The sequence below is a fragment of the Roseateles sp. genome (assembly GCF_052436255.1).
Classification (GTDB): Bacteria; Pseudomonadota; Gammaproteobacteria; order Burkholderiales; family Burkholderiaceae_C; genus Pelomonas.
On the sequence record NZ_JBQVNP010000014.1, the window covers coordinates 1 to 16,128 of the forward strand.

13 protein-coding genes are annotated in these 16,128 nt (G+C 69.3%); 9 read left to right on the forward strand and 4 right to left on the reverse strand.

Annotated features, from left to right (window positions below; genetic code table 11):
• From ACT6S0_RS05635 to ACT6S0_RS05645, 3 genes are all read right to left on the reverse strand, one after another.
• The coding region (locus tag ACT6S0_RS05635) for a leucine zipper domain-containing protein (protein ID WP_444762914.1) at window positions 1–188 on the reverse strand (188 nt) is incomplete at its 3' end.
• Window positions 189–274: 86 nt separating this feature from the next.
• A complete protein-coding gene (locus tag ACT6S0_RS05640; RefSeq protein WP_444762915.1) occupies window positions 275–3,673 on the reverse strand; it encodes a response regulator in 3,399 nt (1,132 codons plus the stop codon).
• Window positions 3,670–6,270 carry a TonB-dependent receptor gene (locus ACT6S0_RS05645; protein ID WP_444762916.1) on the reverse strand — a complete coding sequence of 867 codons (2,601 nt, stop codon included), beginning with the start codon at window positions 6,268–6,270 and terminating at the stop codon, window positions 3,670–3,672. Before ACT6S0_RS05645 ends, ACT6S0_RS05640 begins: the two co-directional genes overlap by 4 nt.
• 197 nt (window positions 6,271–6,467) lie before the next feature.
• On the opposite strand from ACT6S0_RS05645, the gene ACT6S0_RS05650 reads away from it, so the two are divergent.
• From ACT6S0_RS05650 to ACT6S0_RS05675, 6 genes are all read left to right on the forward strand, one after another.
• Window positions 6,468–7,622, forward strand: a complete 1,155-nt coding sequence (locus ACT6S0_RS05650; RefSeq protein ID WP_444762917.1) for a serine hydrolase domain-containing protein — start codon at window positions 6,468–6,470, stop codon at window positions 7,620–7,622.
• 105 nt (window positions 7,623–7,727) lie between these two features.
• Window positions 7,728–8,327 carry a DNA-3-methyladenine glycosylase gene (locus ACT6S0_RS05655; protein ID WP_444762918.1) on the forward strand — a complete coding sequence of 200 codons (600 nt, stop codon included), beginning with the start codon at window positions 7,728–7,730 and terminating at the stop codon, window positions 8,325–8,327.
• A gap of 384 nt (window positions 8,328–8,711) precedes the next feature.
• Complete coding sequence (chrA, locus tag ACT6S0_RS05660; RefSeq protein WP_444762946.1) at window positions 8,712–10,067, forward strand: chromate efflux transporter; 1,356 nt, start codon at window positions 8,712–8,714, stop codon at window positions 10,065–10,067.
• Window positions 10,068–10,242: 175 nt separating this feature from the next.
• On the forward strand, window positions 10,243–10,485 hold the full coding sequence (locus tag ACT6S0_RS05665; RefSeq protein WP_444762919.1) for a hypothetical protein: 243 nt from the start codon (window positions 10,243–10,245) through the stop codon (window positions 10,483–10,485).
• Between the two features lie 97 nt (window positions 10,486–10,582).
• Complete coding sequence (locus tag ACT6S0_RS05670) at window positions 10,583–11,584, forward strand: diacylglycerol/lipid kinase family protein (RefSeq protein WP_444762920.1); 1,002 nt, start codon at window positions 10,583–10,585, stop codon at window positions 11,582–11,584.
• Complete coding sequence (locus ACT6S0_RS05675; RefSeq protein WP_444762921.1) at window positions 11,581–12,375, forward strand: metallophosphoesterase family protein; 795 nt, start codon at window positions 11,581–11,583, stop codon at window positions 12,373–12,375. The genes ACT6S0_RS05670 and ACT6S0_RS05675 overlap by 4 nt, the downstream gene beginning before the upstream one ends.
• Here the strand turns inward: ACT6S0_RS05675 and ACT6S0_RS05680 are convergent, their stop codons facing one another.
• Window positions 12,376–12,642, reverse strand: coding sequence for a hypothetical protein (locus tag ACT6S0_RS05680; protein ID WP_444762922.1), 267 nt, complete (start codon window positions 12,640–12,642; stop codon window positions 12,376–12,378).
• 116 nt (window positions 12,643–12,758) lie between these two features.
• Here ACT6S0_RS05680 and gmk point away from each other — a divergent pair, with 116 nt between their 5' ends.
• From gmk to ACT6S0_RS05695, 3 genes are all read left to right on the forward strand, one after another.
• Window positions 12,759–13,379: a guanylate kinase gene (gmk, locus tag ACT6S0_RS05685; RefSeq protein WP_444762923.1), complete on the forward strand. Its 621-nt coding sequence runs from the start codon at window positions 12,759–12,761 to the stop codon at window positions 13,377–13,379.
• A 23-nt stretch (window positions 13,380–13,402) separates the two neighbouring features.
• Window positions 13,403–13,606 (forward strand): DNA-directed RNA polymerase subunit omega, encoded by a 204-nt coding sequence (rpoZ, locus tag ACT6S0_RS05690; RefSeq protein WP_056264690.1) that lies wholly within the window; start codon window positions 13,403–13,405, stop codon window positions 13,604–13,606.
• Between the two features lie 75 nt (window positions 13,607–13,681).
• Entirely contained in the window at window positions 13,682–15,940 is a 2,259-nt protein-coding gene (locus ACT6S0_RS05695; protein WP_444762924.1) for a RelA/SpoT family protein, read from the forward strand.
• Window positions 15,941–16,128 lie beyond the last annotated feature (188 nt).

Consider the following 16,128-nt stretch of genomic DNA (forward strand, 5'->3'; position numbering starts at 1 on the left):
TGAGGACGGGAGCTGCGGTCGAGCAGCCCAGTGGGGCCTTCGAGCGCGTGACGCCGATGCCAGCGCGCAGCGGTGCGCCGGCTCACGCCTGCCGCCTCAGCAGCAAGCTTGCAGCCTTGAGTGGCGACGTTCTTAACCAAATGTGCGCGACCTCGCGGCGTCAATGAGGCATTCTTATGGCTGTTCATCCGAGGGTTCCCCGTGTGGCGATGGGTTGGTGTGAGAACCCTCATCTTCCACGGCCTCGGGTGAACAACCTCTTGGGAAACGACAGTTAGGTCACGCCGGGACCGGGCTCCGACAACGCCCGCAGCAGCGGCTGAAGCAGCCGGTTGACGTCGGTCAGCAGCGGCGCGATGACCGCCTCATCAACACCCTGTGCGCACGCTGCCTCAAGCGCCGCCGCTGCCTGCTGCAGGGCTTGCATGCCCAGCGTGCCGGCGACGCTCTTCAGATCGTGGGCACAGCGCAGCGCGGCTCCCGCATCGCCGCGTGCGCAGGCCTCGCGCACGCGCGCCGCGAAGTCGACCTCCCGCTCGCGGAACATGCCCAGCAGCCGCCGGTACAAGGCCTCGTTGCCGTCCACGGCCGCCAGGCCGGCGCTGACGTCCAGGCCCGACACCGACGGCAAGGCCCGGGCTTCGGGCTGTGCCACCACCGGGCGCACCCAGTACGCCAGCGTCTCGAACAGCTCATCCACGCGGAAGGGCTTGGCGACATGATCGTTCATGCCGGCTGCCATCACCTTCTCGCGGTCGCCAGCCATCGCGTTGGCGGTCATCGCGATCACGGGCAGGTCCTTGAGCGCGGGGCGCTGACGCAGCGCGCGTGTGGCCTCGTAGCCATCCATCACCGGCATCTGGCAATCCATCAGCACGGCATCGAAACCCTCGATGTCCAATGCCGCGAGCGCCTCGCGGCCGTGGCCGGCGATGGTGACGACGATGCCCGCGCGTTCCATCAGGCTGCAGGCCAGCTCCTGATTGATCGCGTTGTCTTCAACGAGCAGGATGCGCGCGCCCGCCAGGCTGGCCTGGTGCGCCTGCAGCTTCTCCTGGCGCTGCTCGCTGCGCCGTGGCAGCGCCGCCTTGACGCCGAGGGCCGTGACGCAGGCGTCGAGCAACGCCGACGGCGTGACGGGCTTTGGCAGCAGCGCCGCCACCTGCAGGCCGCGCGCCTGCAGCTGGTGCTCGGCCTGATCGCGGCTGAAGGCGGTGACCATCAGCACCGTCGGCGGCGCATGGCGGCCAATGATGGCGGTCAGCCGCGCCAGGCACTCCACGCCATCCATGCCGGGCATGCGCCAGTCCAGCAGCACCAGCTTGAAGGGGCGGTCTGAGGCATCGGCGTTCGCCACGGCCGCCAGGGCAGCCTCGCCATCGGCCGCCACCTCGGCATTCAGACCCAGCGAGGCCACCAGGGCGCACAGCAGCTCGCGCGCCGCCGGGTGGTCGTCGACGATGAGCAGCCGGGCGCCGCGCAGTTCAGCCGTGTCGAGCACCGGCTGTGCACCGGGCTGCAGTTCAAAGGGCAAGGTGAAGTGGAAACTGCTGCCGCGGCAGGGCTCGCTGTCCACCCAGATCCGGCCGCCCATGCGCTCGACGAGGTGACGGCAGATCGCCAGGCCCAGGCCGGTGCCACCAAAGCGCCGGCTGGTCGAGGCATCGGCCTGCGTGAAGGGCTGAAACAGGCGCTCGCAGGCCTCGGAGCTCAGGCCGATGCCGGTGTCGCGCACCTCGAAGCCCAGCGTCGCGGGGCGGCCGGCGCGCTCCCCCAGCGACACCGCCACCGTCACCTCGCCGCGCTCGGTGAACTTGATGCCGTTGTTGACCAGGTTCAGCAGAATCTGGCCCAGCCGCGAGGGGTCGCCGACGAGCGCGGTGGGCAGCTCGGCCGGCAGCACGAACAGCAACTCCAGACCCTTCTCCTCGGCCGGCATGCCCGCCAGGTTGGCCAGTTGATCGAACACGTCGCCCAGCTGGAAGGGAATGGCCTCCATCTCCAGCTTACCGGCCTCGATCTTCGAGAAGTCCAGGATGTCGTTGATGATGCCCAACAGCGACTCGGCAGCGCGATGCACCTTCTCGACATAGTTGCGCTGCTTGGCGTCCAGGCCCGTCTGCAACGCCAGGTAGGACATGCCAAGGATGGCGCTCATCGGCGTGCGGATCTCGTGGCTCATGTTCGCCAGGAACTCGCTCTTGGCCTGGGTGGCCGCCTCGGCGGCATGCTGGGCGCGCTCCAGCTGCCCGGTGCGCTCTTGCACGCGCTGCTCCAGCGTGTCGGCCAGGCGGCGCACCTCGGCGCGCGAGCGGCGCAGCCGCACGAGGAAGGCGACAGTGCCGCCCAGCGCGAACAGGCTGCCCGCCAGCACCGTCCACAGCCAGCGCTCCTGCAGCCCGCGGGCTTGCAGCTCGGCAGTCTGCTGCTGGCCGCGGCGCTGCAGCTCGGCCAGCTCGCGTCGGCGCGCCTCGTCACGGCGGCGCTGCGCGGCTTCCAGCAGGCGTTCCGCGCTGCGCTCGGTGCTGGCACGCGCCTGCATGTCGGCGGCGTCGATGGCCAGCCGGTAGGCGCGCTTGAAGTCACCGGCCGCCGCCTGCAGCTGCGCGAGCCGGCGCGCGGCGCTGGCAATGTAGAGCGGCTGCCCAAGGGCGAGCGACTCGGCATAGGCGTCCTCGGCCTCTGCAAGCGCCGCCGCCGGATGTCCCAGCGCCTCCTGGATGCGGCTGCGCTGCTGGGCGCCGTGGAAGCGGCCGGTGCGCAGCTGTGTCGTTGCGAGGATGGCGCGCGCGCGTTCGCTCTCGGCCAGCGCTTCCTGCAGCCGCCCCTGGTTGAGCAATTGCTCGGCGTGGTTGTGCAGGGCGTTGGCGAGGTTCACCGGTGTCGCCACCGCAGTGAAGGCGTCGATGGCCTCGGCGACGAGCCTCTCACCCTCGCCATGGTCCTTGCGCCGGTGGGCTTCGTTGGACAGGCCCAGCAGCGCGAAGCCTTCCTGCAGCTTGGAGCCCGCGGCCTGCGCCTGGCGGCGCATCTGCTCCAGCTGCTCGCCCGCCTCGACGAAGCGCTCGCTCTGCATATAGGACACGGCCAGGCCATGGTGGGCATAGGCCAGCGCCAGCGGGTCGCCCGAGCGCTGGGCCGCGTCCATGGACTGCAGTGCCATGGTGGCCGACTCCTCGAACCGACCGACGCGGCGCAGCACCAGCGCGCCGCGGAACAGGGCCTCGGCGAGCAGGTCCGGCCGGTCGACGCCATCAAGCACGGCGATGCTGTGCGAGGTGACCTCGACCAAGCGCTCGACATGGTTGAGGTTGACCGCGCCCAGCGACAGGTTCATGTCGGCCTCGGCCTGGCCGGGGCGATCGTTGGCGGCCGTGGCCTCGCGCATCGCCAGCTCGGCGCGTGCAATGGCTTGCGCCGACCGCCCGAGATGGATCTCGATACGCGCCAACAGGTTCAGAGCGCGGGCGCGGTCTGCCGCCGTTGCGTCTGGTGGCAGCTCGGCCTGCAGGCGCTGCGCCTGCGTATAGGCGGCCGGGGCGTCGTTGTCGGCCAGCTTGCGCACGGCGGTGGCGCGCTGGCGCCAGTCGTCAATGGGCGCGGCCACGGCGAGTGTCAGCCACAGCAGCCAGGCTGCGGCGGCACCCACCCATCGCAAGCCGAGCAACTTCATATGCGCAGGCTCAGGCTGGTGCCGACCTGGCGGTCGTTCACCCAGGCGTTCTGCGGCCGCGTCTGGACGCCGAAATGGGAGCGCCGCAGCGTGCCGAGCAGGTTGCCGCCGTCGAGCGACCAGGTCAGCTGGTCGGTGATGCGCCAGCGCAGCGAGGCGTCCAGCCAGCCATAGGCGCGCGTGGTGGTCTGCAGCGCACCCAGGCCCACGACGCTGACCGTGCCGCTGGGGAAGCTGCTGCGCCAGTTCCAGGCCAGCCGCGCCGACCAGGCGCCGTGCTCATACAGGCCGATGAGATTGGCGCTGCGGCGCGACAGGTTCTGCATCGCCACATTGGCGCGCTGCACGCGGTCGTAGGTGCTGCTGTCGACGAAGGTGGCATTGGCCTGCAGCCCCAGGCCACGCCAGGCGCCCGGCAGGAAATCGAGGAAGCGCTGGTAGGACAGCTCCGCGCCCTGGATGCGGCCAGCATCGGCGTTGTAGGGCCGGTTGACCTGATAGAGCTGGCCATCATGCGTCTCGGCCTCGCTGCGCGTGGCGACGAAGCCGTCCACACGTTTCCAGAACAGCGTCAGTGAGGCGGCGTGGCCGGCGCCGAAGTCGCCTTCCGCGGCCAGGTCGACATTCATCGCCCGCAGCGGCCGCAGCGCCGGGTTGCCGGCCGTGCCCTGGTTGAGTTGCGGGTTGATGCTGTTGGGCGTCAGCGTGATCGACGGCGACAGCAGGTTGAAGTCGGGCCGGGTGATCGTGCGCGATGCCGCAGCACGCCACTGCCAGGGCCCGCTGGCACGCCAGCGCAGGCTGGCATTGGGCAGCCAGTCGGTCGTGGTCGTGTCGATGGCCAGGGGCGCGATCATGCCGGTGGAGGGTACGCTCTGATTGCCGGACAGCGTTGCCCGCGTGCGCACCAGGCGCAGGCCGGCCTGGGCATCAAGAGCCAGTGCGGGCAGCTTCCAGCCCGCCTCGGCATAGGCCGCGTCGGTGGCTTCGCGGATGCGCCACACACCCAGCGGGCCGCCCGCAGTCGGCAGTGGTGTCGTGATGCCAAAGGCCTGGCGCGCCGCCACCGGGTCGCGGGCATCGGCCAGCGTGTCAGTGAGGTACCCCTCGATGCTGCTGGTGCGCGCATCGAGCATGGGCGAGTAGGGGTAGACGGCGGTGCGGCTGCCCTGCGTGGCCGCGGGCGTGCCCGGCAGCGCGATGTCGCCAAAGATCAGGTTGGGCGCGTTGTCGGCCTCGCGGCGCGCATGCCGCCAGCCGATGGCCACGCGCTCCAGCAGGCCGCGCTCCAGCTGCCATTCGGCGTCGACGCGCCCGGCCAGCAGGCTGCCGCGCAGCGGCCTCACCCGGTAGGCCATGGACACATAGCGCAGGTTGGCGGGGTTGGCGAGGTCCGTGCCCAGGACCGACGTGGCTGGCACGTCGCTCGCCAGATCGTGCGTGAAACGCGCCGCCGTGGCGGCCAGCGTGGGGCCGGCAAAGAACAGGTGGTTGAGGCTGCGCGTGTGGCTGAGGTCGGTGCTCAGGCGCAGCTCGCCGGCCGACCAGGCACCGCCGACGGCCAACTGGCGCGTGCGGTCGATGGTGTCGCGCGCGAAGCCGAGGACGGAGACAGGCGCATTCGTCCACGTGATGCGCTGCACGTCCCGCGTGCCGGCGAAGAGCCTGACGCTGGCGGGGTCGAAGCCGCTGCCGGCCGCGAAGTTGGGGCCGATATTGAGCTGCTGCGTGTCCTGCCTCGTCTTCAGTTCCGCGAAGTGGGCTTCGGCGTAGAGGTCCAGGTCCGCGCCCGGCCGCAGGCCCAGCATCAGGCTGGCCGCACTGCGGCGGCGACGGCCGAGGTTGGCGCTCTCGCTGCTGCCGGCGGGCACGACGGTGTCCTCGCCGGGCACCAGGTCCTGCCGGCAGCCCGAGGTGGCGCGGGCGCTGCACAGCATGGGCGAGTTGGTGCTCTTCTGGTCCTCGCGGTAGGCGCGGTCCTGCAGCACCAGGTTCACCAGCAGCGCCGCCTCGCCCACACCGGTGGCAGCGCCGCCGCCGTAGAGCAGCGCGAACTGGCCGGCCCCCCTGCCGACGAGATCGCCGTGCAGATGACGTGCCGTGAGTGCCAGCATGGGCTTGCGGAAGTCGAAGGGGCGGCGCGTGCGCAGGTCCACCGTGCCACCCAGCCCGCCCTCGATGCGCGAGGCCGCCGAGGTCTTGTAGACATCGATGCCGGCCAGCATGTCGCTGGGCAGGTCGGCATAGTCCAGCGCCCGGCCGAAGCCCGCGGTGAACAGCTCGCGGCCGTTCAGCGTGGTCTCGATCTGCCCCAGTCCGCGCACCGTCGCCACCGAGGCCTCACCCCGGTCGCGCGTGATCTGCATGCCGGTGATGCGCTGCACCGCATCCGCCACGCTCAGGTCGGGCAGCCGGTTGATCTCCTCGGCCAGGATGCCGTCAACGATGTCGGCGCTGCTGCGTTTGCGCTCGGCAGCGGACTCGACACTGGCCCGCACCCCCACGACGACGACGGGTTCGAGCTTCTGTGCCAACAACGCGGCGGGCGCCAGCAGAGCAAGGCTGGCGGCTGAAATGACCTGACCAAGCTGCTTCATGTGGTCTCCCTCCGTTGAGTGGTCTCACATATGGCGAGGCCCGACCGCTTGATCGCCGCGTTAGGCGCTAACGCTGCATGACGGACAGGGTCTGAGTCATCTTTTATCCCTATTCCAGCGATCTCGACAGTGCCACCCGCTCATTTCTCAGCGGTCCAGGCAAGCTATTGCAGTGCATCATCTCCGAGAATTTACCGATGAGAAGCTCCGTCGCCCTGTGGCTGCTGGCCCCTGCCCTGCTGAGCGGCTGCGCCATCCGACCTACGTTGGCACCCGCGCCGCTGGCGCAGGCCGACCAGGCCGTCGAGCGCCTCATCGCGCTGCGCCAGTTGCCGGGCGCAGCGGTCTGGATCGAGCGCGTCGGCCACGGCAGCCATCACCGTGCCTATGGCCAGCGCGCCGTCGACCCGCAACCGGAGCCAGTGGACGAGGCCACCGTCTTCGACGCCGCGTCACTGACCAAGCCAGTCGTCACCGCCACGCTGGTGCAGCTGCTGCGCGAGCGCGGCCAGCTCGACATGGAGGCACCGCTGCAGCGCTACCTACCGGGCTGCGGCGGCGGCGACAAGGCCGGCATCACGCTGCGCCACCTACTGACGCACAGCTCCGGCCTGCCGGCCAGCCTGCCGGGCAATGGCGCTGGCGACTGGGCGGGCCCCGACGACGCCGAGCGCATCGCCTGCGGCCTGCCGCTGACCGCGGTGCCGGGGACGCTGTTCCGCTACTCCGACGTCAACTTCATCCTGCTGGGTCGCATCGTCGAGCGCGTCAGTGGCATGCCGTTGGCGCCGTATGCGGCACAGGCCTTGTTCGAACCGCTGGGGATGGAAGACAGCGGTTACGTGCCCCTGCAGCGCATCGACGCGGCGCGCATCGCGCCCACAGAGCGCCTGCCCGACGGCCACTTGTTGCGCGGCGAGGTGCACGACCCGACCGCCCGCAAGATGGGCGGTGTGGCGGGCCATGCCGGCCTGTTCACGACCACGGCCGACCTGGCCCGGTTTGCGCGCATGCTGCTGGCCGGTGGCTTGGCCGAGGGTGGCCGCCGCCTGTTGTCGCCCGAGAGCGTGGCGTTGCTGACGACGCCCCAGTCACCCGCTGCGTTGGCAGAGAAGCGCAGCATGGGCTGGGACATCGCCTCGCCCTTCTCGAGGCCGCGCGGCAGCCTGTATCCGCCTACCAGCTTCGGCCACACCGGCTTCACCGGCTGCGCCTTCTGGCTGGACCCGACCAGCCGCAGCTTCTTCGTGCTGCTGTCCAACCGCGTGCACCCGGGGCTGGGGACGAATGTGTTGCCGCTGTATGGCGAGCTCGGCACGCTCGCGGCGCAGGCGGCGGGAGTGACGCCTTGAGTGCCGAGAAGTGATTCGACGAAGCGCGTCAGCGAACCACCGTCGCCATTCGAGATCCCAGCGCAGCGCTCAAAGCGGGATGGCAAATTGCCCTAGCCTTGGCATATGCGCATCGATTTCAAGGGCGGCCCCGTCGACGTCGCCCGCCAGCTTCTCGGCTGGACGCTACTCGTCGGCGGGGTGGGCGGCGTCATCGTCGAGACCGAGGCCTACGACGCCGACGACCCGGCCTCACACAGTTACCGCGGCCCCACCGTCCGCAACGCCGCCATGTTCGGGCCACCCGGGCATGCCTATGTCTACCTGAGCTACGGGCTGCACTGGTGCCTGAACTTCGTCTGCTGCGGGCCGGGCCATGGCGCGGCCGTGCTGATCCGTGCGCTGCAGCCCACCCATGGACTGGACGTGATGCGGGCACGGCGCGGCGTGGAGGCGCTGCGCTTGCTGGCCGCAGGGCCGGGGCGGGTGGGCCAGGCGCTGGGCATCGACCGGTCCTTCGATGGCCTTCCGCTCGACCGGCCACCCTTCGACCTTCGGCCGCCAGCGGGCCCTGTCGACGTCGCCAGCGGCGCGCGCATCGGCATCACCAAGGCCGCCGAGCAGCCGTGGCGCTTTGCCGTGGCGGGGTCGGCCTTTCTCAGCAAGCGCCTGCAAGCGAGCCCCCAAGAAAAAGCCCCTCGGCCGGCGGGCGGTTCGAAGGGCTGAAACCACCCACGCGGGTGGAGGAGACAAACAAGGGCTCGACGTTAGCGCGGCGGCCACTCGCGAAGCAGTCAACTTGGCGACTGAAACGATGAGGAAATCGCCAAGGCCCATAAGCTGCGGTAAAGCCCACGCCGCGCCGGCCGCTACCGGGCCCTGCGCCAAGACCGCCCCAATCGGGATGAGGCAACGACCTCGCTGGTCGCGACCGGCCGAGCAGCCGGAACCCCTGCGCTGGACCGCCGCCGCCGACCCGCGCGGCTTGGCGGCGGGCTTGGCGCCGCAGAATCGCGGCAGCGGGGCCACTTAGCGCTCACCGCTCAGGCTGAATTGCGCAACGCGCCCACTACATTGCGGCCTGCGCCCATCCACCATGCAGGACCGCTTCTGAACGACGCTGCCACACCGCCCGCCCAGCGCACGCCCGACATCGGCTTCTGGGCCGCCGTGCGTTTCTGGCTCAAGCTGGGCTTCATCAGCTTTGGCGGCCCAGCCGGGCAGATCGCGATCATGCATGCCGAGCTGGTCGAGCGGCGGCGCTGGATCAGCGAGAAGCGCTTCCTGCACGCGTTGAACTACTGCATGCTGCTGCCCGGCCCCGAGGCCCAGCAGCTCGCCACCTACATCGGCTGGCTGATGCACCGCACGCGCGGCGGCCTGGTCGCTGGCGCGCTGTTCGTGCTGCCCTCGCTGTTCATCCTCATCGCGTTGTCCTGGATCTATCTCGCCTGGGGCACGCTGCCGGTCGTGGCCGGGCTGTTCTACGGCCTCAAGCCGGCGGTGACCGCCCTGGTCGTGCACGCCGCCCATCGCATCGGCACGCGGGCGCTGAAGAACGGCTGGCTGTGGGGCATCGCCGCTGCGGCCTTCGTGGCCATCTTTGCGCTGGACGTGCCCTTCCCCGTCATCGTGCTGGCCGCCGCCCTCGTCGGCCACCTCGGCGGGCGCTGGGCGCCGCAGGTCTTTGCCCTGGGGGGCGGCCACGGCACGGCGGCGCGCAGCCATGGCCCGGCGGTGATCGACGACCACACGCCGACACCGCCGCATGCGCGCTTCAGCCGCGCGCGGCTGGCGCGCGTGCTGGCCGTCGGCCTGGGCCTGTGGGGACTGGCCCTGGCCGGCCTGGTCCTGACGCAGGGCCTGGACAGTGCGCTGGCACAGATGGGCTGGTTCTTCACCAAGGCCGCGCTGCTGACATTCGGTGGCGCCTATGCCGTGCTGCCCTATGTCTACCAGGGCGCCGTCGAGCAGCATCAGTGGCTGAGCGGCGCGCAGATGATCGACGGCCTGGCCCTGGGCGAGACGACGCCCGGCCCGCTCATCATGGTGGTGGCCTTCGTCGGCTTTGTCGGTGGCTGGACGAAGCAACTGTTCGGCCCCGATGCCCTCTTCCTCGCCGGCGCCACCGCCGCTGCCGCGGTGACCTTTTTCACCTTCCTGCCGTCCTTCGTGCTGATCTTCGCCGGCGGGCCGCTGATCGAGTCAACCCACGGCAAGCTGAAGTTCACTGCACCGTTGACGGCCATTACCGCCGCCGTGGTCGGCGTCATCCTGAATCTGGCGCTGTTCTTCGCCTATCACGTGATGTGGCCGCAGGGCCTCAATGGACGCTTCGACTGGGTCTCCGCGCTGATCGCCATGGCCGCCGGCGTGGCGCTGTTCCGCTTCAAGCTCGGCGTCATGCCACTGCTGGCACTGTGCGCCGTGGCGGGGCTAGCCGCCTTCCTGCTGCGGGGCTCCTGAAGCGTAGGGCTGCGCCTACCTGACCGCGCGGCGTCGAGGCATGGCGCGCCCGGTGCCCCGGGCTTAAATTGGAACTGTCGCGAGCCGAGTGGCATCTGATGAAGGTGCTCTACAAGCAGACCGACATGGGACCCGGTGCGAAACGCACCGGGTCTTTTCTTTCCAAGGAGCCGCCGTGAGCAACCCGTTGAGCCAGGTGGGACAAACCCCACACCCCGAAGCGTCTGCAAACCCCGACAAGCCTTCCGGTGCAGCGGGCAATCCGGCGCTTCAGCATCCTCAGACCACCAACGAGAATCCTGCCCCTGCGTCTTCCGGACAGCAGCAACCCGCAGCCACCCCGGCCCCGCCGCGGAAGACCGAGATCGTCGACCTGAAGCCTGGCGAGCCGCCGCCGGAATCCAGCGCGGGATCCTGATCCGCTGCGCAGCAGCGCCGCCGCACCGCTGAGTTAGCAGCAGCCGCGCAGGTAGTGGAAGATGCGGCCTCGCCGTTGGCCGCTTGCCGGGGAGTGCATGGAAAGACGCGAAGTTCACAAAGACCTGCCTGCGCCGCTCTTCGTCGTGTTCAACCGAGCCTCTGGGCGCGGCGACCGCGACGAGGTCGGGCCGGCCGTCGAGGCGGCCTGTGCGGCGGCAGGCCGACCTTGCGAGCTGTTCCCTGTCGACAAGCCGGGCCGCCTGGCCGAAACCGCAGGCCGGGCCGTGCAGCGGGCGCGCGAGACCGCCGGCATCGTCGTCGCCGCAGGCGGCGACGGCACGATCAACGGCGTGACCCAGGCTGTGCTGGGCAGCGGCTGCCGCTTCGGTGTGCTGCCGCGCGGCACCTTCAACTACTTCGCGCGGACGCATGGCATACCGGTCGACCTGGAAGGCGCGCTGCAAGTCCTGCTGACCGAGGACGCCGTCGCGGTGCAGGTCGGGCTCGTGAATGGACGCGTATTCCTCGTCAATGCCAGCCTGGGCCTGTACCCGCAACTGCTGGAGGAACGCGAGGCGTGGAAGCAGCAGTTCGGCCGCAGTCGGCTGGTGGCCCTGGGCGCCGGTATCCGCACCCTCATGCGCGGCCATCGCAGCCTGCGGCTGACCATCGAGCAGGGCGGCCAGGCGCGCCAGGTTCGCACGGCGACGCTGTTCGTCGGCAACAACGCGCTGCAAATGGAACAAGTCGGCCTGCCCGAGTCGCAAGCGATCGACGCGGGCTGCCTGGCCGGTGTGATGCTCAAGCCGGTGGGCCGCTGGACCCTGCTGGCATTGCTGGCGCGTGGCGCCTTCGGCCAGCTCGGTGAGGCCGATCAGGTGCAGAACTTCGCATTCCGCCGCCTGACGGTGACGGCGCGCAGCTTCGGCGCCCGTCGCATCAAGGTCGCCACCGATGGCGAGGTGCTGCGCATGTCGATGCCATTGCGCTTTGAGGTGTCGGCACATCCGCTGATGCTGATCCGCCCGGCCGGGCTGGCGCAGGAGCGGCGCGAGGCCCAGGCCGCCGCTGCGGCATCCGCTGAGGCGGGCGCATGACGGTGGTGCTGCAGGTCTCCGACACCCACTTCGGCACCGAGCGGCCAGTCGCCGTGGTCGCGCTGCAGCGGCTCAGCGCCGAGCTGCGGCCCGACCTGCTGCTGGTGACGGGCGACATCACGCAGCGCGCCCGCCCCGCGCAGTTCGCGCGCGCCAAAGTGGTGTTCGACCAACTCGGCGTGCCGGCCCAGCTCATCATCCCGGGCAACCACGACATCCCCCTCTTCAACGTCTTCGCCCGCGCCTTCCACCCCTATGGCCGCTTTGCCGAGGTCTTTGGCAACGCGCTGGAAGGCGAGTACGAGCGCGACGACCTGCTCGTCATCGCCATCAACACCACGCGGCGGTATCGGCACAAACACGGTGAGGTGTCGCCCGAACAGATTGACCGTGTGGCCGAACGCCTGTCCCGTGCCAGACCGGGTCAGCTGCGCCTGGTTGCCGTTCACCAGCCGGTGGCCGTGACGACAGAGTCCGACATCAACAACCTGCTGCGCGGCCATGAACGCGCGGTGCGCCGCTGGGCCGTGGCCGGCGTCGACGCCGTCATCGGCGGCCACATCCACCTGCCCTATGTGCTGCCGCTCAAGCAGACCTGGCCCGACCTGCCGCGCGCCGTGTCGGCAATTCAGGCGGGCACGGCCGTCAGCCACCGCCTGCGCGGCGGCATCTCCAACTCGGTCAACGTGATCCGCACCGGCCCCGGCGCCGTCGTGGAGCGCTGGGACCTGGACGAGGGGACAGGCAGATTCAGGTTGGTGCAGTCGACGCCGCTGGACGTCGAGCGCTGATCAGTAGCCGCGCGTCCGCCCCTCGGCGGAGGTGGACTGCGGCAGCACCAGGCGCGGCTTGAGCATCTCCTCGCTGGCGTCCAGCATGCGATCAGCCTCGCCAGCGCCTGTTCGCTCAATGGCTCCGCTCTGCATGTCCACCGTCGTCAGCGTGGGCGTGCTGAAGCGGACGAAGGGGATGTCGCCGAAGCCCGCGACCGAAACCGACGCCTGCGCCATCGCGACGATGCACACATCAAGGCCCATCAGATGGCGGACATGACCCACCGCCTCTCCCAGCGCTGAACTGCGTCACGTTCGGGGCAGTTTCGGCAGCCGCTGCGACGGCCGCTGCACCAAGACGCAAGATAAAGTCCGGCCGCTTCGCCCACCCTCGCGTCCCCATGGAATATCCCGGCAATCTCTTCGTCGTCGCCGCACCCAGCGGGGCGGGCAAGTCCAGCCTCGTCAAGGCACTGCTGGAGCTGGACGCCAAGCTGGCCGTCTCCATCTCGCACACCTCGCGCGCACCGCGAGGCCAGGAACAGCATGGCCGCGAGTACTGGTTCATCACGCCGGATGAGTTCCGCGCGATGGCCGAGCGCGGCGACTTCTTTGAGTGGGCCGAGGTGCACGGCAACCTCTACGGCACCTCGCGCGCGGCCATCGAGGCGCGCATGCAGCATGGCGACGATGTCGTGCTGGAGATCGACTTCCAGGGCGCGCTGCAGATCAAGCAGCTGTTCCCCTATGCCGTGCTGATCTTCATCCTGCCGCCGAGCTGGGACGAGCTGCAGTCGCGCCTGAACCGACGTGGCGACACCCACCCCGAGGTCATCGCCAGGCGCATGGCCAATGCGCGCGTCGAGGTGGCGCAGGCGCAAAACTTCGATTTCGTCGTCGTCAACGCGGTGTTTGACACCGCCGTCTTCGACCTCAAGGCCATCGTGCACGCGCAGCGGCTAAAATACGCGGCTCAGCGCCGTAACCGCTCGGCCGTCTTTCAGGCGCTCGATCTGCCCTGATCACCGAAATACCTAGGAACACCATGGCCCGCATCACCGTCGAAGACTGCCTGACCAAGATCCCGAACCGCTTCCAGCTCGTGCTGGCCGCGACCTACCGCGCGCGCATGCTGAGCCAGGGCCACAGCGCCCGTATCGAGAGCAAGAACAAGCCGGGCGTGACCGCGCTGCGCGAGATCGCCGCCGGTGAAGTCGGCATCGAGATGCTGCGCAAGGTGCCGGTCTAATTCGGCCTCTGCTGAACATGAAACGGGCGTCCTTGGACGCCCGTTGCCATTTTTCCTTCGGCTAAATTCGGGCGTATGGCTCAACGCTCCCTCACCGCCTGGTTCACGCTGCCTGGATTGCGCCAGCCAGCGCCTCCCACGCCGGCGGAGGCCGCCTCCTTCGATGCCCTTGCGCCCAAGCTCGGCTACTTGAGCAAGGCCGAGGTCAAGCGCGTGCGCGAGGCCTACAAGTTCGCCGATGAGGCCCACCTGGGCCAGAAACGTGCCACCGGCGAGCCCTACATCACCCACCCCATCGCCGTGGCGGGCATCTGCGCCGAGTGGCGGCTGGACGCCCAGGCGTTGATGGCGGCGCTGATGCACGACGTCGTGGAAGACTGTGGCGTCTCTAAGACCGAGCTGATCGAGAAGTTCGACGCAACGACCGCCGACCTGGTCGATGGCCTGACCAAGCTGGACAAGCTGCAGTTCTCCACCAAGGAGGAATCGCAGGCCGAGTCCTTCCGCAAGATGCTGCTGGCCATGGCGCGGGACCTGCGCGTCATCCTCATCAAGCTGGCCGACCGCCTGCACAACATGCGCACCATGGGCGCGATGGCGCCGCAGAAGTCGCGGCGCATCGCGCGCGAGACCTTCGACATCTATGCGCCCATCGCCCATCGCCTGGGCCTGAACCAGACCTTCCGCGAGCTGCAGGACCTGTCCTTCCAGTATTTCCACCCCTGGCGCTATTCGGCGCTGAGCAAGGCGGTAGGAAAGGCGCGCGGCAACCGGCGTGACCTGGTGTCGCGCATCGAGGGCGAGATCCGCGCCGCCTTTGCCAAGGCCAGCCTGCGCGTGCAGGTGCAGGGCCGCGAGAAGACCGTGTATTCGATCTACAAGAAGATGCGCGAGAAGGGCGGCCTGTCCTTCGCCCAGGTCAGCGACATTTTCGGCTTTCGCATCATCACGGAGGAGCCACTGCAGTGCTACACGGCTGTCGGCGTGCTGCACCAGCTCTACAAGCCGCAGGCCGGGCGCTTCAAGGACTACATCGCCACGCCCAAGGACAACGGCTACCAGTCCCTGCATACGACGCTGATGGGGCCGCTGGCCACGCCGCTGGAGTTCCAGCTGCGCACCGAGGGTATGCACCAGATCGCTGAACAAGGCGTGGCGGCGCACTGGATCTACAAGAGCCGCGGCAAGCAGACCTCGGCGCTGGTGGCCCAGCAGGCCAATGCGCGCTGGCTGCAGAGCCTCATCGACATCCAGGACGAGACGCGCGACGCCAACGAGTTCCTGGAGCACGTCAAGATCGACCTCTTCCCCGACGCGATCTACGTCTTCACGCCCAAGTCCAAGATCATGGCCCTGCCCAAGGGTGCGACGCCGGTGGACTTCGCCTACGCCATCCACTCCGACGTTGGCGACCACTGCGTGGCCGCCCAGGTCAACGGCGAGGCCGTGCCGCTGCGCGCGGAGCTGCGCAGCGGCGACATCGTCGAGATCATCACCGCCCCCGGCGCCAGCCCCAACCCGGCCTGGCTGAGCTTCGTGCGCACCGGCCGGGCGCGCTCCAAGATCCGCCACTACCTCAAGGACCTGGAGCATGAGGAGTCACGCGAGCTGGGTGAAAAGATGCTCGCCCAGGCCATGCGCGTTGAGGGCCTGGGCCTGCCCAGCCTGGAGCTGGACGACCCGGCGGCCAAGATCTGGCGCGAGCTGGCCGCCTGGGCCGGCAGCGCCGGCACCGAGCAACTGCTCGTCGACATCGGCGCCGGCCGCAAGATCGCCACCATCCTCGCCAAGAAGATGGCCCGTCTGATGGCCGAGCTGGGGCAAAGGCCCGATGCGCTGTCGCTGACGCTGGGTCGCTTCACCGAGGCGCCGGCCGACCAGGGCAGCGTGACCATTGATGGCAGCGAAGGCGCCTCGGTACAGCTGGCCAACTGCTGCCGCCCCATCCCGGGCGACGCCGTGCATGGCTATCTCGGACGCGGCGAGGGCCTGGTCGTGCACACCCACGACTGCCAGGTCGGCAAGCGCCTGTTCCAGCGCGACAGCGAACACTGGATTCGCGTCGAGTGGGCGGAGGAGCCGGGCCGCAGCTTCGAGGCGGCCATCACGCTGCTATTGAGCAACGGCAAGGGTGTGCTGGCCCGCGTGGCCCAGGCGGTCGCCCAGGCCGAGGCGGACATCACCCACATCTCGATGAGCGATGACGCGCCGCTGCGGGAGACGGCGGAAATGACGCTGCTCATCGCCGTGCGCGACCGCCTGCACCTGGCTGACGTGCTGCGCGTGCTGCGGCGCACCTCGCCCGTGCAGCGTGTTTGGCGCGTCAAACCCTAGCCACCACGCCCCTTGAGGACGCTGCGGCCGATCACGGCCGTGAGTGTTTCCATTCGCGCCCCCGGGTTAACCATTGTTTCTGGGCCCGGTATTTCTTTTCGGGATAGCAAACCGGGGAAAACGAATTTCACCGAGTTACGGCCGCTGCTTAACGTCGCGCCGCCGCCAGCAAAGAGGGCCAGCAGCCT